The sequence below is a fragment of the Silanimonas sp. genome, from assembly GCF_027530345.1.
In the GTDB taxonomy this organism is placed as follows: domain Bacteria; phylum Pseudomonadota; class Gammaproteobacteria; order Xanthomonadales; family Xanthomonadaceae; genus Silanimonas.
In genome coordinates, this window is sequence record NZ_JAPZQK010000008.1 from 12,410 (window position 1) to 36,559 (window position 24,150).

Below are 24,150 nucleotides of genomic sequence, written 5' to 3' on the forward strand. Positions count from 1 at the left end.
ATGGGCGCCGCCTGGCTCTGGTTGCTGGCGGCCGGCCTGTTCGAGATCGTCTGGGCGGTCGGCCTGAAGTACAGCGAGGGCTTCAGCCGCCTCGGACCGAGCGCCATCACCGTCGCCGCCATGGGCGCCAGTTTCTGGTGCCTCGCCCGCGCCCTGCGCGAGATCCCGCTCGGGACCGGTTACGCGGTGTGGGTGGGCATCGGCGCGGTCGGCACCGCCATCGCCGGTGTGCTGCTGTTCTCCGAGCCGGCCACGTGGCCGCGCGCGTTCTGCGTCGGCCTGATCCTCGCCGGCATCATCGGCCTGAAGCTCACCTCGGCCTAGAGCCGGTAGGCGGTCGCCTTCATCAGCTTCGAAACGGCCGCCATCGCCTGCGGGATGGGCGTCGGCAGCGTGCGTGCGCCGGCTTCGAGCGCGTGGTCGGCATGCCGCGCTTCGTCGGCCTTCATCACCTCCAGCACCGCGCGCGAGCGGGCATCACCCTCGGGCAGCGTCTCGAGGTGTTCAGCCAGATGCGCCTCGACCTGGCGTTCGGTTTCGACCACGAATCCGAGGTTCCAGCCGTCGCCACGCAGGCCCGCGGCCACGCCGATGGCGTAGCTGCCGGCGTACCAGAGCGGATTCAGCAGGCTGGGGCGGCTGTGGAGTTCGTCGAGGCGGTCGGCGCACCAGGCGAGGTGGTCGGTCTCCTCCTGCGCGGCCTCGCGCAGCTGGGCGCGCACCGCCGGGTCACGCGCCACTGCGGCCTGCCCCGAATACAGCGCCTGCGCGCAGACCTCGCCCGTGTGGTTGATGCGCATCAGCCCGGCCGCATGGCGGCGGGCGGCCTCGTCGAGTTCCGCCTCCGCGTGGGCTGTGCCAGGGTTGACGCGCTGCGCCTCGGGCCGTGCGAACACCGTGTTCAGGGCGCCCTGGAGCTCGCCGAGCCAGTGGTCGAGCGGACGGTTGTCGCGGATGAGCGTGGGGAGGGGCACGGTGCTCTGGAGTGGTGGGCGGCGATGCCGTATGCTCGCCCACCCTCGCGCCGTCGCGCCAGCCACGCCTTGTGAACTCCGGTTCCGGGCGGGAACCTGAACGCCGGACACGCCCCTGCCCCTTGCAAAGGGTCGGGCGGCCAGCTATCCTTTTTCGTCTACCCTTTCACTATTCGCTTTCTGGAGCTGTCATGAAGAGCATGACCGTCAGCGCCAAGGCCGAGACCGTCCAGCGCGACTGGTTCGTCGTCGATGCGGCCGGCAAGACCTTGGGCCGCCTGTGCTCGGAACTGGCGTTCCGTTTGCGCGGCAAGCACAAGCCGACCTGGAGCCCGCACGTCGACACCGGTGACTACTTCGTGGTCATCAACGCCGACAAGATCGCGGTCACCGGCAACAAGCTGAAGGACAAGATGTACTACCGGTTCACCGGTTACATCGGCAACCTGAAGTCCGAGTCCCTCGGGCAGGCCCTCGACCGTCACGCCGAGCGCGTGATCGAGATCGGCGTCAAGGGCATGCTGCCGAAGACCCCGCTGGGCCGCGCGATGTTCCGCAAGCTCAAGGTCTACACCGGCGCCGAGCACCCGCACACCGCCCAGCAGCCGAAGCCGCTGGACCTGTAAAAGAGACCGCACATGGCACTCCAGCAGAATTACGGCACCGGCCGCCGCAAGTCCTCGACCGCCCGCGTGTTCCTGCGCAAGGGCACGGGCAACATCACCGTCAACGGTCGTCCGCTTGACGAGTTCTTCGGCCGCGAGACCTCGCGCATGATCGTGCGCCAGCCGCTCGAGCTGACGAAGACCACCGAGCAGTTCGACATCCTCGTGACGGTCGAAGGCGGCGGCACCACCGGTCAGGCCGGTGCGATCCGCCTCGGCGTCTCGCGCGCCCTGGTCGAGTACAACGATCAGCTGAAGCCGGAACTGCGCAAGGCCGGTTACATGACCCGCGACGCCCGCGAAGTCGAGCGTAAGAAGGTCGGCCTCCACAAGGCTCGCCGCGCCACGCAGTTCTCGAAGCGCTAAGCTTCGGCCCGGCGCCGGCTCTGCTGGCGCTGGTGCTCTGGATCTACAGCCCGTTAGCCAAGCGGTAAGGCACCTGACTCTGACTCAGGCATTCGGTGGTTCGAATCCATCACGGGCTGCCACTCCGGCAGCAACCAACGGCCCTTCGGGGCCGTTTGTCGTTTCAGGGGCCGGTGGCGCATCCTGAGGGCCTCCCCCAAGGACGCCCACCATGACCGTTGCCAGCCAGGAGCTCGCCCCGCTCTTCCCCCTCGGCGGCCTGCGCCCCGAGACGCGGCAGTACCTCGCGCGCGAGGCGCTGGAACACACCGTGGGTCGCGGCGAGCTGGTGTTCCAGGCCGGCGACATCGACGACGACACCGTCTACGTGATCCGCGGCGACGTGCGCTGCGATTATCCGGACGGGCGCCGCACGCTGCACCAAGCCGACTCGCCGGTGCACGGCCGCTACCCGTTGAACGACGCGGCACCTCGGCGTTTCCGGGCCACGGTCGAAAGCCGCGATGCCCGCCTGCTGCGCCTGAACCGCCGGCAGGTCGAGAAGCTGATCGCCTGGGACCAGATCAGCCGCCAGCCCAGCTTCCGATTCTTCGATGAACGTGCGAACGGCAACGACTGGGCCTACCGGCTGCTGCAGGCGCCGGCGTTCAGCCGCTTGCCGACCGGCAACCTTGAGAAGCTGTTCCAGGCCTTCGTCGAGCAGCCTGTCGCGCCGGGCGAAGTGGTGGTCAGCGAAGGGGACGTGCCCGGCGACTTCTACGTGATCCGCGAGGGCACGGCCTCGGTGACCAAGACGCTGGACGGTGCACCGAAGGTGGTTGCGTACCTGGCGGAGGGCGATGCTTTCGGCGAAGACGGCCTGCTCTCGAACCAGCCGCGCAACGCAACGGTGCGGATGCTGCAGGGCGGCCGCCTGCTCCGGCTGTCGCGCGCGGACTTCGATTCGGTGCTGAAGCCGCCCGTCATCAAGTGGCTGCTGCCTGCCGAAGCGGCGAAGCGGGCGCAGGAGGGCGCGATCGTGCTCGACGTGCGCCTGCCGGAGGAGGTCGCCCAACGCTCGATCACCGGCGCGCTGAATGTCCCGTTGGCCCGGCTGCGAGAGGATGCGCCGGGCCGCCTGCCACCCGGGCGTCCGGTCATCGTGTACTGCAACACCGGCGAACGCTCGGCCGCGGCCGCCTTCGTGCTCTCGCGCCTCGAGTACAACGTGAGCGCGATCCACGGCGGGCTGGCGGCGATGCTGCGCCTGCAGGCGCAGCAACAGGCCATGGCCGAAGCCGCGAAGGGCTGAGGCTCAGCGGTTCTTGCGGACGTTGCCGGCGCTGATCACCACGTCGGCGGCGCGGCGCGCGAACAGCCCGCAGGTGACCACGCCCGGGATCTGGTTCAGCTCGCGCTCGAGCGTGAGGGGATCGACGATGTGCAGGTTGTGCACGTCGAGGATCCAGTTGCCGTTGTCCGTGGTGACGCCTTCGCGCCACACCGGCTGGCCGCCCATCGCGACGATCTTGCGGCCCACGAGCGAGCGCGCCATCGGGATCACCTCGACCGGCAGCGGGAAGCGACCGAGCACGTCGACTTCCTTGGCGGCATCGATGATGCAGACGAACTTCGCCGAGGCCTCGGCGATGATCTTCTCGCGCGTCAGCGCGGCCCCGCCGCCCTTGATCAGACGATTGAAGGGGTCGCACTCGTCGGCGCCGTCGACGTAGAGCGAGAGCGGGCCGGCGGCGTTCAAGTCCATGACGGGGATGCCCAGCGACTTCAGCTGGGCGGTGCTCTGCTCGGAGCTGGAGACGGCGGCCTCGATGCGATCCTTCATGCCGCCGAGGCCATCGATGAAGTGCTTCACCGTCGACCCGGTGCCGACGCCGATGATCATGCCGTCCTCGACGTACTCGAGGGCCTTGAGCGCGGAGGCGCGTTTCTGTTCGTCGGCGGTGCTCATGGGCGTTGCTTCTCCAGCGTGAGGATGTGTTTCCACTGCGCGGCGGTGACCGGCAGCACGGACAGGCGGGTGCCGCGACGCAGCAGCACGAAGTCGTCGAGCGCGTCGGCGTGGCTGCGCAGCTCGTCGAGGGAGATCGCGCGCGACAGCTTGCGCTCGAAGCCGACGTCGACCAGCCACCAGCGCGGGTCTTCGTGGCTGCTCTTGGCGTCGAAGTAGTCGGATTTCGCGTCGAACTGCGTCGGGTCGGGGTAGGGCGTCGAAGCGACGGTCGCGAGCCCGTAGATGCCGGGCACGTCCGCGTTCGAGTGGTAGAAGAACACGCCGTCGCCGACGCGCATCTGCTTCCACATGAAGTTGCGCGCCTGGTAGTTGCGCACGCCGCTCCAGGGCTCGACGCCGACGCGTTCGAGGTCGTCGATGGAGAACTCGTCCGGCTCGGACTTCATCAGCCAGTACTGGCGGGCGGGCTTGGGCATGTCAGCGGTCGAAGCGGTGGAAGGCGGAGGGCGTGACGACGGCATCGAGCGGGACATCCCAGTCGGCGGCCTCGAGCGCGTCGACCTGCTGGCAGTCGTAGGCGATGCCGATCAGTCGCGGGACGAGCGTGCGGTCGGGCGAGGGCGCGTGATCGCGCTCCGTGCGCCGGAACGCGAAGCTGCGGTCGTACCAGCCGCCGCCCTGGCCGAGGCGATCGCCCTTCGCGTCGAACGCGAGCAGGGGGACCAGCACGACGGCGAGCTCGTCGGCGGCGCGAAGCGGGCCGGCGGCGGGCTCGGGGATGCCATGGCGGTTGGGTTCCAGCGCCTGGCCGGCCGACCACTCGCGGAAGCGCAGGCGGCCGTCCTCGTGCAGCACGGGCAGGCACCATCGCAGCGTTGCGGGCAGGTTGGCCTGAACCGCGTGCAGCGGAAGTTCGCCGCCGACGGCCCAGTAGCCGGCAATGCGGCCTTCGAAGGCGGCGAGTTCGGGCAACAGGTGCGAAGCGACGGCCGCCGCCGCGTCGAGCCGGTCGCGGACGGGCAGCGCACGGCGGCGCTCGCGCATCGAGGCTCGAAGCTCGCTGGGGTTCAAGAAGACGTCCTCCGCCGTGCCGATGCGTACGAAACGACCTTGATCCCGAGGATCAAGTGGGAGCGCAGTCACCGCGTTCAGGCTTTCCGCAGCAGGGCGGACATGCACACCGGCGATGAAGCTGAATTCCCGGGCCGTATTTATGGGTCAAGGCGAAATGTTAGCGCACGCTGTCGAGCACAGCAGAGGACGCACGCGGAGTATAGCCGGCCGACGGCGTCGCCATGCCGTGACGGGCGTCGCGGGGCGACGTCGTCGTTCAGCGCGCCGCGTGGACGGCGAGCAGCGATTCGAGCTTGCGATTGAGGTCGGCGATGCCGCGCGAAAGCTCGCCGTCGCGGCCGTCGAGCTCGCGGCGGAAGGCATTCACTTCGGCCGCGAGGTTCAGCGCGGCGATCACGGCGATGCGGTCGAACGCCGCCATCTTGTTGTCGCCGCGGATACCTCGCATCCGCGCATCCAGCAGCTGTGCGGCAGCCTGCAGCGACTCGCGCTCCTCCGGCGGGCAGCCGATGGTGAACTCGCGGTCGAGGATGCGGATGTTGACGCCCTCGCTCACGGGCTGGCCTCCATCGACTTCAGGCGCTGGATCATCGCCTCGACGCGGCTGCGCGCCTGCTCGTTCTTCGAGAGCAGCTGGGCGCGCTCGCCGGCGAGCTGCTCTTGGGCCTGCATCAGTCGTCGGTTCTCGTCGGAGAGCCGTTGCACCACGGAGACGAGGGCGTCGATGCGGGCGGCGAGCGTCGCAAGGTCGTCGCGCGGGTCGGGATGTCGGCTCATGACGGCATCTTGGTCGGCGACGGGAAAGGTGGTCAAGCGGCGCTGGCACCGCCGCGCGGCGCCTCGTTCCGCTCGCGCACGAAAGCGAGCGCCTGCGGGGTCTCGAGCGGCCGTGACAACCAGTAGCCCTGGATCTCGTCGCAGCCCTGGCCCCGCAGGTAGCCGAGTTGGGCGGGCGTCTCCACGCCTTCGGCTACCACGTGCAGGCCGAGTGAGTGCGCCATCGTGATGATCGTGGCCGTGATGGCCTTGTCGTCGGGGTCGTCGGTGAGGTCGCCGATGAATTCCTTGTCGATCTTCAGCGTGTCGATCGGCAGGCGCTTCAGGTAGATCAGCGACGAGTAGCCCGTGCCGAAATCGTCGATAGCGACTCTGACGCCGACCTCGCGCAGCTGGTGCAGGACCGCCAGCGTCTGCTCGGCGTTCTGCATGACCATGGTCTCGGTGACCTCCAGCTCGATGCGTCCCGGCGGCACGCCGGTCTCGGCGAGGATCTTGCGCAGCTGCTCGGCGAGCGGCGCGCGCAGCAGCTGCAGCACCGAGACGTTGATGCTGCAGGATAGATCGACGAGGCCGTCGTCGCGCCAGTGGCGCAGCGTCCGGCAGGCTTCGTGCATCACCCACTCGCCGATGCCGAGGATCAGGCCGCTTTCCTCGGCCAGCGGGATGAACTCGACGGGGCTGACGTCGCCGAGCCCGGCGGACCGCCAGCGGAGCAGGGCTTCGACGCCGACGATGCGATCGCTGCGCAGGCTGAGGCGCGGCTGGAAGACGAGGCGGAACTCATCCTGTGCCAATGCGCGGCGCAGGGCGGCCAGCAGGGTGGCGCGCCGGCGGGCCTCCGCGTCCATGGCCTCGTCGTAGATCTCGAAGGTGTTCCGACCCTGTGACTTCGCCTGGTACATCGCGGTGTCGGCGTACTTCAGCAGGTCGGTCGGCACCATCGCGTGGTCGGGGTACAGGCTGATGCCGATGGAGGGCGTGATGCTGACGTTGTGCCGCTCGTCGACCTCCAGCGGCAGGCTGAAGGCGGCGAGCAGTTCGCGGGCGAGGCGCCCGGCCGAGTCGATGCTGTCCAGGTCCTCGACGATGATCGTGAATTCGTCGCCGCCGAGCCTGGCCACTGTGTCGGTGGGGCCGACGGCGGCCTGCAGGCGCGCGGCCGCGGCCTTCAGGAGCCGGTCGCCGGCCGCGTGGCCCAGTGAATCGTTGATGTCCTTGAAGTGGTCGAGGTCGATGAACAGCACGGCCACGCGGCTTTCCTGACGGCGCGCGCGGATGATGGCGCGGGACAGGCGTTCGGAAAGCAGCGTGCGGTTCGGCAGGCCGGTGAGCGTGTCGTAGTTGGCGAGGTAGCGCAGTTCCTGCTCGGCGCGCTTCTTCTGCGTGATGTCGTTGACGACGGCGACGAAGTGCGTGCGCTGCTGGTTGCCGTCGGTGACTTCGGAGAGTTCGATCCAGCTCAGGAATTCGCCGCCGTCCTTGCGGCGCTGCCACATCTCGCCGCTCCAGTGGCCGCTGCGGACGACGATGCTGCGGACGCGCTGGTAGAACTCCGTGCTGTGCTGCGATGAGTCGAGCAGGTTGGAGGCGAGGCCGAGAACGTCGCCCTCGCTGTAGCCCGTGATCCGCGAGAAGGCGGAGTTCACGGCCACGAAGGTGAAGTCGAGGTCGATCACCGAGACCGCCTCGCTCATGCTGCGGAAGACCTCGTAGGCCACGCGGGTTTCGCGTTCGGCGCGCCGGAGGTCCTGGATGTCGCGGGTGGTGCCGCCCAGCTTCACGGCCTTGCCGCTGGCGTCGCGCTCGGTGACCTTGCCGCGGGCGCGCACCCAACGCCAGCCGCCGTCCTCGTGGCGGATCCGGTGCTCGGACTCGAACAGCTCGGTTTCGCCGTTGACGTGGCGTTCGACGAGCCGACGGAGTCGCTCGACGTCGTCGGGATGGACCGCTTCCTCACGCCACTTCGCCAGCGGCACGTGGTCCGGCGCGGACGCGCCAGCGAGGCGCTGGATGCCCTGCCGGGCGAGCACGCCGGTGCGCACGTCGAGTTCCCAGAACACGTCGCCCGAGGTGGAGAGGACGAGGTCGAGCTGCTGCTTCAGGCGGCGGACCTGCCCGAGATGCTGGTCGTCCTCCACATCTCGCCGGCGCATCGAACGGGCCCACGCGACCACCAGTCCCAGCAGGGCCACGCCCAGCACGACCACCAGGAACCAGGCTTCGGCTGCGAGAGGGGCAGCAGGCATTGCGGGGGGTCGCCTCGGAGTTGCCGGCAGGAACGGCAGTGTACGCAGGGTGCGCATGCGCACCAAGGGCGGCGGGCCGCTGCTAGACTGCCGCCATCGAATTCGACGGCGTGAAATGTCCGATTCCCTGCCCCCTTATGCCGCGGTGGCCGAGCAGATCGCCGCCCTGGCCCTCTCGGTCGATGCGTCCGAATTGCACGGTTCGCTCTGCGCCCTCCGCTGCGGGCACCCCCGCCGGGCCAACTGGCTCGCCGAGGCGATGGGCGACGACACCGTGCCGTTGCCGCCGGCCTCCTCGGCGCTCGGGCAACTCGATGCCGCCACCATCGAACAGCTTGGCGAGACCGACTTCGGCCTCGAGCTGCTGCTGCCGGACGACGATGCACCGGTGGCCGAACGTGGCGAAGCGCTGGTGGCCTGGTGCCGCGGCTTCCTCGGTGGCGTGGGCTTGGCCGGCATCGAGCCCAAGCTGGGCGAGGAGGCGCGTGAAGCCTTGGGCGACGTCGCCCGCATCGCTGAATCCGACGTCAGCTACGACGATCCGGAAGCCGACGAGGAGGCGCTCGTGGAACTCGAGGAGTTCGTCCGCGTGGCGGCCCTGCTGATCCACGGCGACTGCCTCGCCGCCTCCGGCGATCGCAAGCGCCTGCACTGATGGCGGTAACGAAGGCCCCGGCCGAAGTCGCGAAGGGCGAGTACCAGCGCCGCCGCCGCGCCCTTCTGCAGATGGCGCAGGACGACGCCATCCTGATCCTTCCGGCGGCGCCGGAGCGCATCCGCAGCCACGACACGCACCATCCCTACCGGCAGGACTCCGACTTCGCCTACCTCACCGGCTTTCCGGAGCCGGAAGCCGTGCTGGTGCTGGTGCCGGGCCGCGCCCATGGCGAGACCCTGCTGTTCTGCCGCGAGCGCCATCCAGAGCGCGAACTGTGGGACGGCCCGCGCGCTGGCCCGGAAGGCGCCGTCTCGGCCTACGGCATCGACGACGCCTACCCCATCGACGACATCGACGAGATCCTGCCGGGCCTGCTCGAAGGGCGCTCGCGCGTCTACTACCACTTCGGCCGCGACACCGATTTCGACCTCAAGCTGATCGGCTGGGTGAACCGCGTCCGCGCGCAGGCGCGGCAGGGCGCGCAGTCGCCGCACGAGTTCCTCGAACTGGGCCACCTGCTGCACGAACTGCGGCTGTTCAAGTCGCCGGCCGAACTGAAGCAGATGCGCTTCGCCGCCGTGGTGGCCGCGGAAGCGCAGAAGGCCGCGATGCGCGCGACCCGCGCCGGAGGGCGCGAGTTCGAAGTGGAGGCGGCGCTGTGGGCGGTGTGGCGTGCGCACGATTGCGTGCCGGCCTACAACCCCATCGTCGGCGCCGGCCCGAACGGTTGCGTGCTGCACTACATCGCCAACAACGGCGCGCTGCGTGACGGCGACCTGCTGCTCTGTGACGCCGGCGCGGAGTTCCGCGGCTACGCCAGCGACATCACCCGCACCTGGCCGGTCAACGGCCGCTATTCGAAGGAACAGCGCGCCCTGTACGACCTGGTGCTCGCGGCGCAGGCCGCTGCCCTCGCGCAGGCGGTGCCCGGTCGGCCCTACGCCGCGGTGCACAACGCGGCCGTCGAAGTGCTCGCCGATGGCTTGCTCTCGCTGGGGCTGCTCAAGGGCACGTTGAAGAAAGCCTTGGAAAGCGAGGCCTACAAGGCCTTCTACATGCACAAGACCGGGCACTGGATCGGCCTCGACGTGCACGACGTCGGCGACTACAAGGTGGCGGGCGAATCGCGCCTGCTCGAGCCCGGCATGGTGTTCACGGTGGAGCCCGGCCTCTACATCGCGCCCGACGCGAAGGTGTCGGCCAAATGGCGCGGCATCGGCATCGGCATCCGCATCGAGGACGAAGTGCGCATCACCGACGACGGCGGCGAAGTGCTGACCGGTGCGGTGCCGAAGGATGCCGACGCGATCGAGGCCTGGATGGCGGGCTGAGGCCCGCGCCTCACATGTCGTGCTTGTTGAGTGCCAAGCCGCGGGCCTGGTACTGCTTCCAGCGCTCGCGCAGCGGTTCGCGCGCCGCCGGGTCGGCGGGCACCACTTCCAGCACGCGCTCGAAGCCCTCGGGCACCGTTTCCGCCCGGAGGTTGATCACCATCGCCCGCATCGGGGCGTCGATGCCGGGCGGCACGATCAGCACGGGCACGTCGGCGTCGTCCTCGTCGAGACCGGCGATCTGGTGCTCGATGAAGCTGTCCTCCTCGAACGACCACAGCAGGTCGTCGAGTTCTTCCGCCTGCTGGGGCGTGGCGCACAGCACCAGCGTGGGCTTGCCGGTGCCGTGGCAGCGCTTGGCCAGTTCGCAGGCGAGCAGCAGGGGCTGCTCGCGGAAGCGAGGCTTGTCGATCAGGTAGAAGTCGGCCCGGCTCACTTCGCCTGGTCGATCAGCCAGCGCGTCAGCAGGCCGACGGGGCGGCCGGTGGCCATGCCCTTGCGGCCTTCGTCCGAGCTGCTGCCGGCGATGTCGAGGTGCGCCCAGCGCTGGCCTTCGGCGAAGCGCGCGAGGAAGCAGGCCGCGGTGATCGAGCCGGCCGCCTTGCCGCCGATGTTGTAGACGTCCGCGTAGATCGAATCGAGCTGCGACTGGTAGTCGTCCCAGATCGGCAGGCGCCACGCGCGGTCGTGCGCGTATTCGCCGGCGGCGAGCAGTTCCGCGGCGAGGTCGTCGTGGTGCGACATCAGGCCGGTGGCGTGCTTGCCGAGCGCGATGATCACCGCGCCGGTCAGCGTGGCGACGTCGACCAGGGCCTTCGGCTCGAAGCGCTGCGCGTAGGTCAGCGCGTCGCAGAGGATCAGGCGGCCCTCGGCGTCGGTGTTGCCGACCTCGATGGTCTTGCCGCTCATCGAGGTGAGCACGTCGGACGGGCGATAGGCGTTGCCGTCCGGCATGTTCTCGACCGCGGCGGCGATGGCGATCACGTTGATGGGCAGCTTGAGCTTCGCGGCGGTGAGGAAGCTGCCGAGCACGCTGGCCGCGCCCAGCATGTCGAACTTCATCTCTTCGATGCCGCCCTGCACCTTGAGGTTGATGCCGCCGGTGTCGAAGGTGATGCCCTTGCCGACCAGCACGTGCGGCTTGGCGGCGCCACCGCCGCTCCACTTCAGCACGATGACCTTCGGGCGGTTGTGCGAACCGCGGCCGACGGCCAGCAGCGAGCCCATGCCCAGCGCCTCGAGGTCGGCCTCTTCCAGCACCTCGACCTGCACGCCGTCGTTCTCCGCGGCGATCTTGCGGGCGGTCTCGGCGAGGTAGGCCGGGTTGCAGATGTTCGGCGGCAGGTGGCCGAGCTCGCGGGCCAGTTCGGTACCGGCGGCGATGGCCTTGCCGCGATCCAGCGCCGCGGCGTCGTCGCCGGTGATCGACAGGGCCACGAGGTCCGGCGCGGGGCCGGCCTTGCGCGTGGCCGTGTAGCGGTAGGCCGCGTGGTCGGCGCAGGCCACGGCCTGCTCGATGGCGAAGCCGGCGTCGCGGCCTTCGATGGCGAGTTCGCTCAGGGTCAGCAGCGCGCGTTTGGCCGGGGTGGCCTTCACGGCGCGCAGCGCGTCGCCGATCAACTTCTGGTAGCCGGCGGTGTTGAGCTTGCCGGCCTCACCGGCGCCCACCACCAGCACGCGCGGCGCAGCCACGCCCGGCAGGTCGGTGAGCAGGGTGGTGCGGCCGGCCTTGCCGGGCAGGTCGCCGCGGGCGTGAAGCGCCGTGAGGCGGCCGCCGCTGGCGGCGTCGATGGCCGCGGCGCTGGCGCTCAGGCGCCCATCGGCGTGGATGGCGACGATGACGGCGTCGGTGGCCACCGACGGGGCGGCGGAGAGGTTCAGGTCGAATTCGAGTGCCATCGGGGAGTTTCCGTAGAATGCAGCGCCTTGCCGGCATCGCCGGAAGGACAGGTCGGTGCCGAGGCACTGGCCGCCAGTGCGGCGGTGCCCCGTGGGGGCCGCGAGTGTAATCGATCCCGTGCGAGGACCGCCTTGACGACCCTGCAGCGTTACCTCGTGCGACAGCTGGCCGCGACCACCGCGGCCACGGTGGTCGTGCTGCTGCTGGTCGGGCTCGGCGGCGTGTTTGCCGACCTCGTCTCCGAGATCGGCCGCGGCCGCGTGCCGGCGCCGCTGCTGTTCTCCCAGCTCGGACTGCGCCTGGTCTCCTACCTGCCGCTGGTGCTGCCGCTCGGCCTGTTCATCGGGCTGCTGATGGGCATCAGCCGCCTGTACCGCGACAGCGAGATGGCCGTGCTGTTCTCCCTCGGCCAGGGGCCGCGCCAGCTGGTCGGCCCGGTGATGCTCATCGCGCTGCCGGTGGCCGCGGTGATCGCCACGTGCAGCCTGTGGCTGGGCCCGCTGGCCGAGCGTCTGGCCACCGAAGCGGTCGCCAACGCGAACCGCAGCTTCCTCGTCGCGGGCCTCGATGCCGGTCGCTTCGTTGAATTGCCGGGCGGGCGCGGCGTGGTCTTCGTCGGTTCGCTTTCGCCCGACGGTCGCGAGTTCAAGCGGCTGTTCGTGCAGATGCAGCGTGGTGATCGCGTCGACGTGATCACTGCGGTGGAAGGCGAGATGTTCGTCGAACGCGGCGGCCGTTTCCTCCGCCTGCGAGACGGCTTCCGCGCCGAAGGCCAGCCGGGGGAGCGCGACTTCCGCCTGCAGCGCTTCCAGGTGAACGAGGTGCGCTTGCCCGACGTGGAGAACGAGAACCGCAATCCGCTGGCGGGCCGCCCGACGCTGGCGCTGATCAGCCCCACGGCGACACCGCGGGCCCGGGCGGAGTTCCACTACCGCATTGGCGTGCCGATGTTCGCGGTCGTGCTGGCCCTCCTCGCCCTGCCGCTGTCGCGCAGCCCGCCGCGGCAGGCGCGCTACGGCCGGATGATCGTCGCCACGCTGGCCTACGTCTTCGGCAGCAACCTGCTCATCCTGGGGCGCACGTGGCTGGGCACCGGCCAGATCCCCATCCAGCTCGGGCTGTGGTGGCTGCTGGTGCCGGCGTTCGCGCTCGCGATCTGGCTGGTGTGGCGTGACGGCGAGCCGCCGTTGTGGCGTCGCGGATCGGCGGTGCGCGCATGAGCGCCCTCCCGGTCCATCGCTGGTTTGTCGGCCGCTCGGTCTTGTTGACGGTGCTGGCCACGTGGGGGGTGCTCACCGGTTTCGCTGTGCTTGGCGCCCTGATTGGCCAGATGGACGACCTCGGCAAGGGCGACTACGGGCTCGGCCATGCCGCGCTCTATCTCGCGCTGCAGACGCCGCGCCGGGCCTACGAGAGTTTCCCGATGGCGGCGGTGATCGGCAGCGTGCTCGCGCTGGGAGCACACGCCGCGAAATCCGAGCTGGTGGCGTTGCGCGCAGCCGGACTGTCGCCGATGCGCATTGGCGCGACGGCCCTGATGGCCGTGGCGATCGTCGTGGTGCCGCTGATGGCGGCCATGGAGATCGTGATCCCCGGCGCCGAACAGCAGGCGCAGGCGCTCAAGCTGGCGGCGATGAAGCACGAGGTCACGCTGGCCGGCGGCGCCAACGTCTGGGCCCGCGAGGGCAGCGAAGTGTTCAACGCGCAGGGCGGCGAAAGCCGGGTGGTCGAGGGCCGGACCGTGCTGGTGTTCAACCAGGTGCGCGTGTTCGCCTTCGATCCGCAAGGCCGCCTCGCATGGATCCAGGAGGCCGGCGAGGCCGATTACGACGAGACGCGCGGCTGGCAGCTCCGCGACGTCAAGCGCACCACGTTCAGCGCACGCAGCGTGGCGGTGGAGCAGTTCGACGTCCAATCCTGGGCGACGGCCCTTCGTCCCGGTGCCATCGAGGCCAGCCTGCAGCATCCCGACCTGCTCTCGACGATGGCGCTGGGTGGCCGGATCGAGCAGCTGAAGCGCAACGGCCTCGATGCCGGCCTGCTGCTCGAGGCCTACTGGGCGCGATGGTTCTTCCCGCTGACGACGCTGGCCCTGGTGTTCGCGGCGCTGCCGGTGGCCTTCGGGCAGCAGCGCAGTGGTGGCTTCGGGCAGCGGCTGTTCATCGGCATCGTCTTCGCGCTGGTGGCGCGGCTTGTCCAACCGATGCTGGTCAACCTCGCCAAGGCCTACCAGTGGCCGATCGTGCTCGCCTACGCTTTGCCCGTGCTGCTGCTGGTCGCGCTCGGCGCCTGGTGGATCCGCCGACGCTGATCAGGGCGGCGTGAGGCGAACGAAACGCGTGCCCGCGAAGCGGTCGTAAAGCGCCTGGCCCTCGCGGTCGAACAGTGACCACAGCGGCCCGGCCGCCGCGATGGCCGCACCGATCCAGAACGGCAGCAGGCGCTCGATGCCGGGCAGCAGCGCGAAGAGCTCGATGCCGGCAATGGCCGGTACCGTCGCGAAGGAATAGCGCTGCAGCAACGCAAGGCGCGTCGCCCGCGTGCCGTCGAAAGCGACCACCTTCAGGCGCCAGGGGCGCATGCCCAAGGTCTGCCCGCCGCGCGACCAGCTCAGCACGAAGTACGCGCCGGTGGCACTCCATGCGCCGGCCACGAGTAGTGGCGCCATCCAAGGCAGGTCGCTGAGGTCCGGGTGGCCGAGGGCGGCGGCCACCGCGGTGACCACACCGCCGAAGGCCAGCACCAGCGCGAAGACCGGGAAGAGGTCGTAGACGAGGGCGAGCAGGCGCCAGCCGAGGTGGGCAGGCCGGGCCTGCGGGGTCGAAACGGTCATGCCGCAAGGATACCGGCGCCCTCGGCTAGAGTGCCGTCATGAGCGACGCCTCCGTGGCCCTGCGCGCGCCGCGCCGGCCAATGACCACCGCCGAACGCCGGGTCCTCGGCGCGGACTGGCCCGAACTCCCGGCCGAGGACGCCGCCGACATCGAGGCCTTCCTGCGCCGCCACTGGGCGGAAACCGGCAGTGCGCGCGCCACCCAGGCGGCTTACCGCGGCGACCTCGTGCTGGCCGCGCGCTGGCTGGCCTCGCGGGGGCGTGGCGGCCTGCGCGCCGCGGCGCGCGCCGATCTGTTCGCCCTGCTGGAAATGCGGGCGGGCGCCGGTTACGCCGCGCGCAGCACGGCACGCCTGATGGCCGCGCTCCGCGCGTTCTTTGCCGATGCCCTGCGCCACCAACGCGTCCCGGCCGATCCGACGGCCTTGCTCGAACTGCCGGCCTTGCCGCGGTCGCTGCCCAAGGCGCTCGCGGAATCGCAGGTCGAGGCCCTCTTGCAGGCCCCGGACCTCGGCACGCCGGCCGGGCTGGCGGAGCGCACCCTCCTCGAGCTGCTGTATGCCACCGGCTTGCGTGTCTCCGAGCTGGTGGACCTGCCCACCTTGGCCGTGAACCTCCGCCAGGGCGTGTTGCGCGTGCGCGGCAAGGGCGGCAAGGAGCGGCTGGTGCCGATCGGGGCCGAAGCGCAGCACTGGCTGGAGCGCTACCTCGCCGAGGCCCGGCCCGCGCTGGCGCGTGGCGCGACCGAGCGCCGCGCCAACCCGACGGCGCTTTTCCTCGGTGCTCATGGCGAGCCGTGGACGCGCCAGCAGTTCTGGGCGCGACTGAAGGCCTTGGCCGCATTGGCCGGCATCGACGCGGCGAAGGTCACGCCGCACGGCCTCCGGCACAGCTTCGCGACCCACCTGCTGAACCACGGCGCCGACCTCCGCGTGGTGCAGATGCTGCTTGGCCACAGCAGCCTCTCGACCACGCAGATCTACACCCATGTCGCTCGCGAGGGCCTGAAGCGCCTGCACGCCGCCCACCATCCGCGCGGTTGAGTGTGCGGGAACTCGGCACCGCGCTCACGGTCGGAGCCCGGGTGCTGTGATTCAATACGGCGTCTGATTGGCACCGCGGCGTCTGCCGCCCCCCTTCTTTTCCTGGAACGCCCATGCGCCGTCGCCTTGCCCCGCTGTCCGCACTCGCCCTTTCGCTCGGCCTCGGCCTGTCGGCCTGCGCCCAGCCGGCGCCGCCGGCCCAGGCGGCGACGAGCACGCCGGCAGCGGGCGAGGCCGCGGTGCGCGCGACGTTGGCCGGCGCGCTGCCCGGTGCGGAGATCCGCCGCCTGCGCCCGGCGCCGATCGCCGGCTTCACCGAAGCCGTGGTCGCGGGTCGCGTGTTCTACGTGAGCAATGACGGCCGCTACATCATCGACGGCGCGGTCATCGACATGCAGGAGCGCCGCAACATCGCCGAATCGGCGATGGACGACATCCGCGTCGAAGGCCTCAAGGCCATCCCGACCGCGCAGCGCATCGTGTTCGCGCCGCGGGACCCGAAGTACACGGTGACCGTGTTCACCGACATCGACTGCGGTTATTGCCGGATGTTCCACCAGCACGTGGCCGAGTACAACGCGCTCGGGATCGCGGTGGAGTACCTGTTTTTCCCGCGCGCCGGCGAAGGTTCGGAGGGCTGGGCCAAGGCCGAGTCGGTGTGGTGCGCCACGGACCCGCGCCAGGCCATGACCGACGCCAAGGCCGGCAAGACTTTGCCGCCGGGTAACTGCGAGAACCCGGTCGGGGCGGAGTTCGCCCTCGGCCAGGACGTGGGGGTCAACGCCACGCCGGCGGTCTTCGCGGCCAATGGCGCCCAGCTGGGCGGCTATCTCGAGCCGCAGCGCCTGCTGGCCGCCCTCGAGGCGAACGCGGCCGCCGAGGCCGCCGCGAAGGCCACCACCGCCGCGCGCTGAGGCCCGTTCCGCCGACGCCTCCTCCTTTGGACGGGGTGGTGCGGCCGGGAACGGAGGGGCAGGGCGGGGGCTTTGCTAGAATTCGCACCCCGCCTCGTCGGAACCGCTGGTCCATGATCGTGCTCGAGGGCCTTCCGGCCCTGTCCGCCTTCCGCCTGCAACGCCTCCGGGCCGAGTGCCAGGCGATCCATCCCGCGGTCGAGGTGCTGGACACCCACCACGTCTACCTGATCCAGCCCCGCGACGGCGCCGCCGTCGACACCGGGGCGGTCGGGGCCATCCTGGAAGGCTGCATCGCCACCACGCCGACGCCGACCGGAGCGGTCAGCCGCTACGTGGTGCCGCGTCTCGGCACCCTGTCGCCTTGGGCCAGCAAGGCCGGCGAGATCCTGCGCGGTGCCGGGCACGCCATCGCCCGCGTCGAGCGCGGGCTTCGCATCGACGTCGCGAACTGGCCCGCCGATGCGGAGACGGCGAAGCGCCTTGCCCGCGTGCTGCACGACCCGATGACGCAGTCGATCGTCGTTTCCATCGACGAGGCCGCCGCGCTGTTCCGCGTGCCGCCGAAGGGCACCGTCGAGCACATCGCGCCGGCCGATCTTCCCGCCGCCAACGGCCGCCTCGGCCTCGCGCTCTCCGAGGACGAGATCGCCTACCTGCAGGAGGCCTACACCCAGCTGGGCCGGCCGGCGACGGACGCCGAGCTGATGATGTTCGCGCAGGCGAACTCCGAGCATTGCCGGCACAAGATCTTCAACGCCAGCTGGACGATCGACGGCGAGGAGCAGACGCACTCGCTGTTCAAGATGATCAAGGCGACGCACGCCGCGACGCCGCAGTTCACGCTCACCGCCTACGCCGACAACGCCGCCGTGGTCGAAGGCCATGCGGGCCGCCGCTTCCGTCCCGATCTCGCCAGCGGCGAGTACGTGGCCGAGCCGGTGGCCGACAGCGCGTACTGCATCAAGGTCGAGACCCACAACCACCCGACGGCGATCTCGCCGTTCCCGGGCGCCTCCACCGGCGCCGGCGGCGAGATCCGCGACGAGGGCGCCACCGGCCGCGGCGGCAAGCCCAAGGCCGGCCTGACCGGCTTCACCGTCTCGCACCTGCGCATCCCCGGTGCGCCGCAGCCCTGGGAGCAGGCGCGCGCGCTGAACCCGCGCATGGCCCCGGCCTTCGAGATCATGCGCGACGGCCCGCTGGGCGCCGCGGCCTTCAACAACGAGTTCGGCCGTCCGGCGCTGTCGGGCTACTTCCGCAGCTTCGAGCTGCCGACGGAAACGCCCGGCCTGGTCCGCGCCTACGACAAGCCGATCATGCTGGCCGGCGGCCTCGGCGCCATCGACCGAGGGCAGGTGAAGAAGCTGGGCCTGCGCGATGGCGACCTCGTCATCGTGATCGGCGGCCCGGCGATGCTGATCGGCCTTGGCGGCGGTGCCGCCAGCTCGCTCGCCTCCGGCCAGAGCAGTGAAGACCTCGATTTCGCTTCCGTGCAGCGCGACAACCCGGAGATGGAGCGCCGCGTGCAGGAGGTCATCGACCGCTGCGTGGCGCTCGGTGCCGGTAACCCGATCCGCGCTTTCCACGACGTCGGCGCCGGCGGCTTGTCGAACGCCATTCCGGAACTGCTGCACGACGCGGGCCTGGGCGGCCGCATCCAGATGGCGAAGATCCCGAGCGACGACCCGTCGCTGTCGCCGATGCAGCTGTGGTGCAACGAGTCGCAGGAGCGCTACGTGCTCGGCATCGCGCCGGAGCACCTCGCAGACTTCGACGCGATCTGCGCGCGCGAGCGCTGCTTGTATGCCGCGGTCGGCGTGGCCACGAACGACGAGGTGCTGGTGCTGGAAGCGCCGGACGGCTCGCGCCCCATCGATCTTCCGATGAGCGTGCTGTTCGGCAAGGCGCCGAAGATGCACCGCGACACCGCGCACGTGGCGCCGACCCGCTGGCAGAAGCTCGACACCGCCGCGCTCGACCTGCGCGAGGCCGGCCTGCGCGTGCTCGCGCACCCGACGGTGGCGAGCAAGAGCTTCCTGATCACCATCGGCGACCGCAGCGTCGGCGGCCTCACCGCCCGCGACCAGATGGTCGGCCCCTGGCAGCTGCCGGTGGCCGACGTCGCCATCACCCTCACCGACTTCCACGGCTTTGCCGGCGAAGCGATGGCGATGGGCGAGCGCACGCCGCTGGCGCTGATCGATGCCAGGGCCTCCGCGCGCATGGCCGTGGGTGAAGCGATCACCAACCTGGTCGCGGCGCCGATCGGTGTGCTGGAGGAAGTGAAGCTCTCGGCCAACTGGATGGCGGCGTGCTCGCACCCCGGCGAGGACGCCGCGCTGTTCGATGCGGTGAAGGCCGTGGGCCTCGAACTCTGCCCCGAACTGGATCTCTCGATCCCGGTCGGCAAGGACTCGCTGTCGATGCAGGCGCAGTACGCCGTCGATGGCAGCCCGGAGAAGTCGGTGTCGCCGGTCTCGCTGATCATCACCGCCTTCGCCCGCGTGGCGGACGTGCGCGCGCAGCTCACGCCCGATTTGAAGCGCGGCGTCGACTCGGAGCTGTGGCTGATCGGGCTCGGTGCGGGCAAGAAGCGCCTCGGCGGTTCGATCCTCGCGCAGTGCCACAACGCCTTCGGCGGCACCGCGCCCGACCTCGACGACCCGCAGCGCCTCAAGGATTTCGTCGCGCTGATCGGCGAGGCGCGCGAGGACAAGCTGCTCCTCGCGTACCACGACCGCAGCGATGGCGGTGCTTTCGCCACGCTGTGCGAGATGGCCTTCGCCGGCCACCTGGGCCTCGATATCGCGCTCGACGGCTGGGGCGACGACCCGTTCCGCACGCTGTTCGCCGAGGAGCTTGGCGCGGTGGTGCAGGTGGCGGTCGAGGACCGCGCGGCCTTCGCCGACCTCGTCGAGCGCCACGGCCTCACTGAATGCGCGCAGCGCGTCGGCAAGCCCGTCAGCGCCCCGCGCGTGCGCGTCAGCGACGAAGGCAAGGCGCTGGCCGAATGGTCGTGGACCGAACTCTTCGAGGCCTGGTGGGCGACCAGCCATGCCATGCAGCAGCGCCGCGACGATCCGGCCTGCGCCGATGACGAGAAAGAGGCCCGCCGCCGCTTCGACGACGCCGGCCTGAATCCGAAGCTCACGTTCGAGCCGAAGGACGACATCGCCGCGCCGTTCATCAACACGGGTGTGCGCCCGCGCATGGCGATCGTGCGCGAGCAGGGCGTCAACGGCCAGATCGAAATGGCCGCCGCCTTCGACCGCGCCGGCTTCACGGCGGTCGACGTGCACATGAGCGACCTGATCGAAGGCCGCGTGCGCCTCGACGGCTTCAAGGGCCTCGCGGCCTGCGGCGGCTTCAGCTACGGCGACGTGCTCGGTGCGGGCCGCGGCTGGGCCACCTCGATCCTCACCCGCGATGCGCTTCGCGAGCAGTTCGCCACGTTCTTCGCACGGTCGGACAGCTTCAGTCTCGGCGTCTGCAACGGCTGCCAGATGCTGGCGCAGCTCAAGGACCTCGTGCCGGGCGCCGAGCATTGGCCGCGCTTCGTCCGAAACTTGAGCGAGCAGTACGAGGCCCGCGTGGCGCAGGTGCTCGTCGAGGAATCGCCGTCGGTGCTGCTGAAGGGCATGGCCGGCTCGCGCATCCCGATCGTCGTTTCGCACGGCGAGGGCCGCGCGCGCTTCAGCGACGACGCTCACCGCGCCGCCGCCGCGGTGGCGATGCGCTACGTGGATGGCGAGGGCCGTGTCACCCAGGCCTTCCCGGCGAACCCGAACGGCTCGCCCGACGGCATCGCCGGCCTCACCTCACGCGATGGCCGCGCCACGCTGATGATGCCGCACCCGGAACGCGTGTTCCGCACCGTGCAGCTGAGCTGGGCGCCGGCGGGTTGGGGCGAGGATTCGCCGTGGCTGCGGCTGTTCCGCAACGCGCGGGCCTTCGTCGCCTGAGGCCTCGGGGCGGGGCGCGGGCCTCGAACGCGGTCACTCGCCCCTGATACGCTTGGGCGATGCCTGATACCGACGCCCTCGCCCCCCCCGACAGCGGCCTCGACACCGACCTCGATGCCCGCATCGCCGCGGCCCTCGTGGCCCGCGGCCGCCTGAAGGACGCCGATCTCGTCCGCGCCGAGCGCCTGCGCGCCGAAACCGGCGGCGCACTGCCGGGCCTGCTGGTGAAGCTCGGCATGGTCTCCGAGCGCGACATGGCCGACACGCTCGGCGATGTGCTCGGCCTGCCGCTGATGGCGGCGAAGGACTGCCCGGACGCTCCGCCGGCCGGCGTGGCCCTGGCGATCAAGTTCCTGAAGCACCACGCGATCTGCCCGGTGGGCGAGGACGAGCACAGCGTCACCGTCCTCTGCGCTGACCCGCAGGACGCCTACCTCGCCGATGCCGTGCGCCTCGCTACCGGCCGCGCGGTGAAGCTCGCCGTGGGCCTGCGCTCGGAGATCAGCGACCTCGTCGAGCGCTACTACGGCCAGGGCCGGAGCGCGCTCGGCAGCATCGTCGAGGACGTCGGCGAAGAATCGCGCGAAGAGGACGACGTCGAGCACCTGCGCGACCTCGCTTCCGAGGCGCCGGTGATCCGCCTCGTGAACCTGCTGATCCAGCGCGCGGTCGAGACGCGCGCGTCGGACATCCACATCGAGCCCTTCGAAACGCGGCTGAAGGTGCGCTACCGCATCGACGGCGTGCTGATCGATGCCGAGAGCCCGCCGGCTGCACTGACTGCAGCAGTGATCTCGCGCATCAAGATCATGGCCAAGCTCAACATCGCCGAGCGCCGCCTGCCGCAGGACGGCCGCATCATGGTGCGCGTGCAGGGCAAGGAGCTCGACCTGCGCGTCAGCACGGTGCCGACGCAGCACGGCGAGAGCGTGGTGATGCGTTTGCTGGACCGCGAGTCGGTGGTGTTCGACTTCCACCAGCTCGGCTTCACCGACGAGTTCCTTCCGCAGTTCATGAAGGTGCTCGACCAGCCCCACGGCATCCTGCTCGTCACCGGCCCCACCGGCTCGGGCAAGACCACGACGCTGTACACCGCGCTGTCGAAGCTCAATACCGACGACGTCAAGATCATCACCGTCGAGGACCCGGTCGAGTACCAGATCGAGGGCATCAACCAGATCCAGGCCAAGGCGCAGATCGGCCTCGACTTCGCCACGGCCCTGCGCAGCATCGTCCGCCAGGATCCGGACATCATCATGATCGGCGAGATGCGCGACCTCGAGACGGCGAAGATCGCCATCCAGTCGGCGCTGACCGGCCACCTCGTGCTCAGCACGCTGCACACCAACAGCGCGGCCGGCGGCATCACCCGCCTGCTCGACATGGGCGTCGAGGACTACCTGCTCACCTCGACGATCAACGGCATCCTCGGCCAGCGCCTGGTGCGTCGCCTCGAGCCGACCCACGCCGAGCGCTACGAAGCGAGTGCCGAGGAGATCGAGAAGTTCGGCCTGCGCCGCCTGCAGCCGGAGGGGACGATTCACCTGTACCGCCCGAAGCCTTCCGCGCTCACCCCGACGGGCTACCTCGGCCGCACGACGATCATGGAGTTCCTCGTTGTCGACGACGCCATCCGCAAGCTGGTGATGCAGCACGCGACCAGCGTCGAGATCGAGCGCGAGGCGCGGGCGCGTGGGATGAGGACGATGTACGAGGACGGCCTCGCCAAGGCCCTCGCCGGCCAGACGACCATCGAGGAAGTGCTGCGCGTGACGGAAGAGGCGTGATCGCGTGGCGCTGTTCCGCTACAAGGCCCTGAGCGCCGCCGGCGAAGCCCTCGCCGGCACGATGGAGGCCGCGCGCGCCGAGGACGTCGTCGCTCGCCTGCAGGAGCAGGGCCATCTGCCGCTCGACGTCGGCACTTCGCTGGAGGAGGGCGCCGGTGCCGGCTTGGCGGCGCTGTTCCGCAAGAAGGCGCTCGACGAGGCGGCGGTGCTGCAGTTCACCCAGCAGCTGGCAACGCTGCTGGGGGCTGGCCAGGCGTTGGATCGCGCGCTGGGCACCTTGCTGGATCTTCCGGATAACCCGCAGAGCCGCCGCGTGATCGAGCGCATTCGCGACGCCGTGCGCGGCGGCCTGCCGCTCTCGGCCGCCCTCGAACAGCAGCACGGGCTGTTCTCGCGGCTGTACGTGAACCTCGTGCGTGCCGGCGAAGCCGGTGGCGGCCTGCAGGTCGCGCTGCTGCGCCTCGGCGAGTACCTCGAGCGCGCCGCGGCGCTGAAGGCGCAGGTGATCTCGGCGCTGATCTATCCGATCCTGCTGCTCGTGATGGTGCTGGCGGTCTGCGCGCTGCTGCTCGGCGTGGTGGTGCCGCAGTTCAACGACCTGCTGGCCAGCACCGACGTCACGCTGCCCTGGTACACCCAGCTGGTGCTGGGCAGCGGCATGCTGATGCGGAACTACGGCCTCTACCTGTTCATCGCCGGCGCCGTAGCGCTGCTGCTCGGTGCCCGGCACTTCCGCCAGCCCGAGCCGCGGGCGCGGCTCGATGCCTGGCTGCTCGGCCGCCCGCGCATCGGCGAGCTGCTCGCGCGCTACGAGACGGCGCGCTTCGCCCGCACGCTGGGCACCCTGCTGGGCAACGGCGTGCCCTTGCTGAACGGCCTTGGGATCGCCCGGCAGGTGATGGACAACCGCGCCCTCGGCGCCGCGTTGGAGCGCGCCACGGACGAGGTGAAGACCGGGCAGGGGCTGGCCTTTGCACTGTCGCGGACGAAACTCTTTCCCCGCCTCGCGGTCCAGATGGTGCAGGTGGGCGAGGAATCCGGCGAACTGGGCGCGATGCTGCTGAAGGTGGCCGACACCTTTGACGCGGAAACCCAGCGCGCCATCCAGCGGGCCTTGGCCGCGCTGGTGCCCTTCATCACCGTGCTGATGGCGCTGCTGGTCGGCGTCGTGATCATGGCCGTGCTGGTCCCGATCTACCAACTCACGAGTTCCGCAGGAGTGTTGTGATGCGCAAGACGTCCCCCGGCTTCGCCGTCCGTTCGCAGTCGGGCTTCAGCCTGATGGAGATCCTGATCGTCGTCGGCATCATCGCCGCGATCATGGCCTTCGCGGCCAGCCAGATCTTCGGCGGCAAGGACCAGGCCAACGTGCGCCTGACCGAGACGCAGCTGGAATCGCTGGCGGCCAAGGTCGAGCAGTACCGGATGGACACCGGACAGATCCCGTCCTCGCTGGACGCGCTGGTGACCAACCCCGGCGCCAGCGGCTGGCTCGGCCCCTACGTGCGCAAGGCTGAAGACCTGCAGGACGCCTGGCGCCGCCCGGTTCAGATCCGCACGCCCGGCGCGAACGGCGAGTTCGAGCTGGTGAGCCTCGGCAGCGATGGCAAGCCCGGCGGTGAGAGCACCGCCGCCGACATCGTCAAGCCCTGAGGCGGGCGGA

The 24,150-nt window shown here is 70.2% G+C and carries 24 protein-coding genes, 1 tRNA gene and 1 other RNA gene; 15 read left to right on the forward strand and 11 right to left on the reverse strand.

Annotated elements, in window-relative coordinates; translation table 11 throughout:
• A complete protein-coding gene (locus tag O9255_RS04635) occupies nt 1-324 on the forward strand; it encodes a multidrug efflux SMR transporter (protein WP_297865677.1) in 324 nt (107 codons plus the stop codon).
• Here O9255_RS04635 and coq7 read toward each other — a convergent pair.
• Nucleotides 321-974, reverse strand: coding sequence for a 2-polyprenyl-3-methyl-6-methoxy-1,4-benzoquinone monooxygenase (gene coq7 / locus O9255_RS04640; protein ID WP_297865678.1), 654 nt, complete (start codon nt 972-974; stop codon nt 321-323). The genes O9255_RS04635 and coq7 overlap by 4 nt on opposite strands.
• 191 nt (nt 975-1,165) lie before the next feature.
• Between coq7 and rplM the strand changes: the two genes are divergently transcribed.
• The 4 genes from rplM to O9255_RS04660 all read left to right on the forward strand — a co-directional run bounded on the left by rplM (nt 1,166) and on the right by O9255_RS04660 (nt 3,296).
• Nucleotides 1,166-1,600 (forward strand): 50S ribosomal protein L13, encoded by a 435-nt coding sequence (gene rplM, locus O9255_RS04645; protein ID WP_297865679.1) that lies wholly within the window; start codon nt 1,166-1,168, stop codon nt 1,598-1,600.
• 12 nt (nt 1,601-1,612) lie between these two features.
• Nucleotides 1,613-2,005, forward strand: coding sequence for a 30S ribosomal protein S9 (gene rpsI, locus O9255_RS04650; RefSeq protein ID WP_297865680.1), 393 nt, complete (start codon nt 1,613-1,615; stop codon nt 2,003-2,005).
• 47 nt (nt 2,006-2,052) lie between these two features.
• Nucleotides 2,053-2,127 (forward strand) — tRNA-Gln (locus O9255_RS04655).
• A gap of 89 nt (nt 2,128-2,216) precedes the next feature.
• A complete protein-coding gene (locus tag O9255_RS04660; protein WP_297865681.1) occupies nt 2,217-3,296 on the forward strand; it encodes a cyclic nucleotide-binding domain-containing protein in 1,080 nt (359 codons plus the stop codon).
• Nucleotides 3,297-3,299: 3 nt separating this feature from the next.
• Here O9255_RS04660 and rpiA read toward each other — a convergent pair whose 3' ends face one another.
• The 7 genes from rpiA to O9255_RS04695 all read right to left on the reverse strand — a co-directional run bounded on the left by rpiA (nt 3,300) and on the right by O9255_RS04695 (nt 8,056).
• Complete coding sequence (gene rpiA / locus O9255_RS04665) at nt 3,300-3,953, reverse strand: ribose-5-phosphate isomerase RpiA (RefSeq protein ID WP_297865682.1); 654 nt, start codon at nt 3,951-3,953, stop codon at nt 3,300-3,302.
• Nucleotides 3,950-4,432 (reverse strand): EVE domain-containing protein, encoded by a 483-nt coding sequence (locus tag O9255_RS04670; RefSeq protein ID WP_297865683.1) that lies wholly within the window; start codon nt 4,430-4,432, stop codon nt 3,950-3,952. Before O9255_RS04670 ends, rpiA begins: the two co-directional genes overlap by 4 nt.
• A gap of 1 nt (nt 4,433) precedes the next feature.
• Entirely contained in the window at nt 4,434-5,000 is a 567-nt protein-coding gene (locus O9255_RS04675; protein WP_297865684.1) for a 5-formyltetrahydrofolate cyclo-ligase, read from the reverse strand.
• A 31-nt stretch (nt 5,001-5,031) separates the two neighbouring features.
• Nucleotides 5,032-5,219: non-coding RNA, 6S RNA (gene ssrS / locus O9255_RS04680), on the reverse strand.
• Nucleotides 5,220-5,286: 67 nt separating this feature from the next.
• Entirely contained in the window at nt 5,287-5,586 is a 300-nt protein-coding gene (locus O9255_RS04685) for a cell division protein ZapA (protein ID WP_297865685.1), read from the reverse strand.
• Nucleotides 5,583-5,807 carry a TIGR02449 family protein gene (locus O9255_RS04690; RefSeq protein ID WP_297865686.1) on the reverse strand — a complete coding sequence of 75 codons (225 nt, stop codon included), beginning with the start codon at nt 5,805-5,807 and terminating at the stop codon, nt 5,583-5,585. The genes O9255_RS04685 and O9255_RS04690 overlap by 4 nt, the downstream gene beginning before the upstream one ends.
• A 32-nt stretch (nt 5,808-5,839) precedes the next feature.
• Nucleotides 5,840-8,056, reverse strand: coding sequence for a GGDEF domain-containing phosphodiesterase (locus O9255_RS04695; protein WP_297865687.1), 2,217 nt, complete (start codon nt 8,054-8,056; stop codon nt 5,840-5,842).
• Between the two features lie 115 nt (nt 8,057-8,171).
• Between O9255_RS04695 and O9255_RS04700 the strand changes: the two genes are divergently transcribed.
• Nucleotides 8,172-8,711 (forward strand): UPF0149 family protein, encoded by a 540-nt coding sequence (locus O9255_RS04700; RefSeq protein WP_297865688.1) that lies wholly within the window; start codon nt 8,172-8,174, stop codon nt 8,709-8,711.
• On the forward strand, nt 8,711-10,045 hold the full coding sequence (locus O9255_RS04705) for an aminopeptidase P N-terminal domain-containing protein (RefSeq protein ID WP_297865689.1): 1,335 nt from the start codon (nt 8,711-8,713) through the stop codon (nt 10,043-10,045). The genes O9255_RS04700 and O9255_RS04705 overlap by 1 nt, the downstream gene beginning before the upstream one ends.
• A 10-nt stretch (nt 10,046-10,055) precedes the next feature.
• On the opposite strand, the gene O9255_RS04710 is transcribed toward O9255_RS04705, so the two are convergent.
• Both O9255_RS04710 and O9255_RS04715 read right to left on the reverse strand, forming a co-directional pair.
• The gene (locus tag O9255_RS04710; RefSeq protein ID WP_297865690.1) at nt 10,056-10,481 is read right to left on the reverse strand and encodes a DNA polymerase III subunit chi; all 426 of its coding nucleotides are present in this window, start codon (nt 10,479-10,481) and stop codon (nt 10,056-10,058) included.
• The gene (locus tag O9255_RS04715) at nt 10,478-11,944 is read right to left on the reverse strand and encodes a leucyl aminopeptidase (protein ID WP_297865691.1); all 1,467 of its coding nucleotides are present in this window, start codon (nt 11,942-11,944) and stop codon (nt 10,478-10,480) included. Before O9255_RS04715 ends, O9255_RS04710 begins: the two co-directional genes overlap by 4 nt.
• 132 nt (nt 11,945-12,076) lie before the next feature.
• Here O9255_RS04715 and lptF point away from each other — a divergent pair, with 132 nt between their 5' ends.
• Nucleotides 12,077-13,165 carry an LPS export ABC transporter permease LptF gene (lptF, locus tag O9255_RS04720; RefSeq protein WP_297865692.1) on the forward strand — a complete coding sequence of 363 codons (1,089 nt, stop codon included), beginning with the start codon at nt 12,077-12,079 and terminating at the stop codon, nt 13,163-13,165.
• Nucleotides 13,162-14,256: an LPS export ABC transporter permease LptG gene (gene lptG, locus O9255_RS04725; protein ID WP_297865693.1), complete on the forward strand. Its 1,095-nt coding sequence runs from the start codon at nt 13,162-13,164 to the stop codon at nt 14,254-14,256. The genes lptF and lptG overlap by 4 nt, the downstream gene beginning before the upstream one ends.
• On the opposite strand, the gene O9255_RS04730 is transcribed toward lptG, so the two are convergent.
• Entirely contained in the window at nt 14,257-14,778 is a 522-nt protein-coding gene (locus O9255_RS04730; protein ID WP_297865694.1) for an RDD family protein, read from the reverse strand. It lies immediately after the preceding gene.
• An 80-nt stretch (nt 14,779-14,858) separates the two neighbouring features.
• On the opposite strand from O9255_RS04730, the gene xerD reads away from it, so the two are divergent.
• The 6 genes from xerD (at nt 14,859) to gspG (ending at nt 24,140) form a co-directional block, all read left to right on the forward strand.
• The gene (gene xerD, locus O9255_RS04735) at nt 14,859-15,821 is read left to right on the forward strand and encodes a site-specific tyrosine recombinase XerD (protein WP_297865878.1); all 963 of its coding nucleotides are present in this window, start codon (nt 14,859-14,861) and stop codon (nt 15,819-15,821) included.
• Between the two features lie 113 nt (nt 15,822-15,934).
• On the forward strand, nt 15,935-16,735 hold the full coding sequence (locus O9255_RS04740; protein WP_297865695.1) for a DsbC family protein: 801 nt from the start codon (nt 15,935-15,937) through the stop codon (nt 16,733-16,735).
• Nucleotides 16,736-16,848: 113 nt separating this feature from the next.
• Nucleotides 16,849-20,700 (forward strand): phosphoribosylformylglycinamidine synthase, encoded by a 3,852-nt coding sequence (gene purL, locus O9255_RS04745; protein ID WP_297865696.1) that lies wholly within the window; start codon nt 16,849-16,851, stop codon nt 20,698-20,700.
• A gap of 59 nt (nt 20,701-20,759) precedes the next feature.
• On the forward strand, nt 20,760-22,487 hold the full coding sequence (gspE, locus tag O9255_RS04750) for a type II secretion system ATPase GspE (RefSeq protein WP_297865697.1): 1,728 nt from the start codon (nt 20,760-20,762) through the stop codon (nt 22,485-22,487).
• 4 nt (nt 22,488-22,491) lie between these two features.
• Complete coding sequence (locus O9255_RS04755; RefSeq protein ID WP_297865698.1) at nt 22,492-23,715, forward strand: type II secretion system F family protein; 1,224 nt, start codon at nt 22,492-22,494, stop codon at nt 23,713-23,715.
• Complete coding sequence (gene gspG / locus O9255_RS04760; protein ID WP_297865699.1) at nt 23,715-24,140, forward strand: type II secretion system major pseudopilin GspG; 426 nt, start codon at nt 23,715-23,717, stop codon at nt 24,138-24,140. The genes O9255_RS04755 and gspG overlap by 1 nt, the downstream gene beginning before the upstream one ends.
• The last annotated feature ends 10 nt before the right edge of the window (nt 24,141-24,150 follow it).

Excerpts from the sequence above, each read along its gene's own strand:
- O9255_RS04635 (WP_297865677.1), top strand. The coding sequence starts at position 1 with ATGGGCGCCGCCTGGCTCTGGTTGCTGGCGGCCGGCCTGTTCGAGATC.
- rplM (WP_297865679.1), top strand. The coding sequence starts at position 1,166 with ATGAAGAGCATGACCGTCAGCGCCAAGGCCGAGACCGTCCAGCGCGAC.
- rpsI (WP_297865680.1), top strand. The coding sequence starts at position 1,613 with ATGGCACTCCAGCAGAATTACGGCACCGGCCGCCGCAAGTCCTCGACC.
- O9255_RS04660 (WP_297865681.1), top strand. The coding sequence starts at position 2,217 with ATGACCGTTGCCAGCCAGGAGCTCGCCCCGCTCTTCCCCCTCGGCGGC.
- rpiA (WP_297865682.1), bottom strand. The coding sequence starts at position 3,953 with ATGAGCACCGCCGACGAACAGAAACGCGCCTCCGCGCTCAAGGCCCTC.
- O9255_RS04670 (WP_297865683.1), bottom strand. The coding sequence starts at position 4,432 with ATGCCCAAGCCCGCCCGCCAGTACTGGCTGATGAAGTCCGAGCCGGAC.
- O9255_RS04675 (WP_297865684.1), bottom strand. The coding sequence starts at position 5,000 with ATGCGCGAGCGCCGCCGTGCGCTGCCCGTCCGCGACCGGCTCGACGCG.
- O9255_RS04690 (WP_297865686.1), bottom strand. The coding sequence starts at position 5,807 with ATGAGCCGACATCCCGACCCGCGCGACGACCTTGCGACGCTCGCCGCC.
- O9255_RS04695 (WP_297865687.1), bottom strand. The coding sequence starts at position 8,056 with ATGCCTGCTGCCCCTCTCGCAGCCGAAGCCTGGTTCCTGGTGGTCGTG.
- O9255_RS04700 (WP_297865688.1), top strand. The coding sequence starts at position 8,172 with ATGTCCGATTCCCTGCCCCCTTATGCCGCGGTGGCCGAGCAGATCGCC.
- O9255_RS04705 (WP_297865689.1), top strand. The coding sequence starts at position 8,711 with ATGGCGGTAACGAAGGCCCCGGCCGAAGTCGCGAAGGGCGAGTACCAG.
- O9255_RS04715 (WP_297865691.1), bottom strand. The coding sequence starts at position 11,944 with ATGGCACTCGAATTCGACCTGAACCTCTCCGCCGCCCCGTCGGTGGCC.
- lptG (WP_297865693.1), top strand. The coding sequence starts at position 13,162 with ATGAGCGCCCTCCCGGTCCATCGCTGGTTTGTCGGCCGCTCGGTCTTG.
- O9255_RS04730 (WP_297865694.1), bottom strand. The coding sequence starts at position 14,778 with ATGACCGTTTCGACCCCGCAGGCCCGGCCTGCCCACCTCGGCTGGCGC.
- xerD (WP_297865878.1), top strand. The coding sequence starts at position 14,859 with ATGACCACCGCCGAACGCCGGGTCCTCGGCGCGGACTGGCCCGAACTC.
- O9255_RS04740 (WP_297865695.1), top strand. The coding sequence starts at position 15,935 with ATGCGCCGTCGCCTTGCCCCGCTGTCCGCACTCGCCCTTTCGCTCGGC.
- purL (WP_297865696.1), top strand. The coding sequence starts at position 16,849 with ATGATCGTGCTCGAGGGCCTTCCGGCCCTGTCCGCCTTCCGCCTGCAA.
- gspE (WP_297865697.1), top strand. The coding sequence starts at position 20,760 with ATGCCTGATACCGACGCCCTCGCCCCCCCCGACAGCGGCCTCGACACC.
- gspG (WP_297865699.1), top strand. The coding sequence starts at position 23,715 with ATGCGCAAGACGTCCCCCGGCTTCGCCGTCCGTTCGCAGTCGGGCTTC.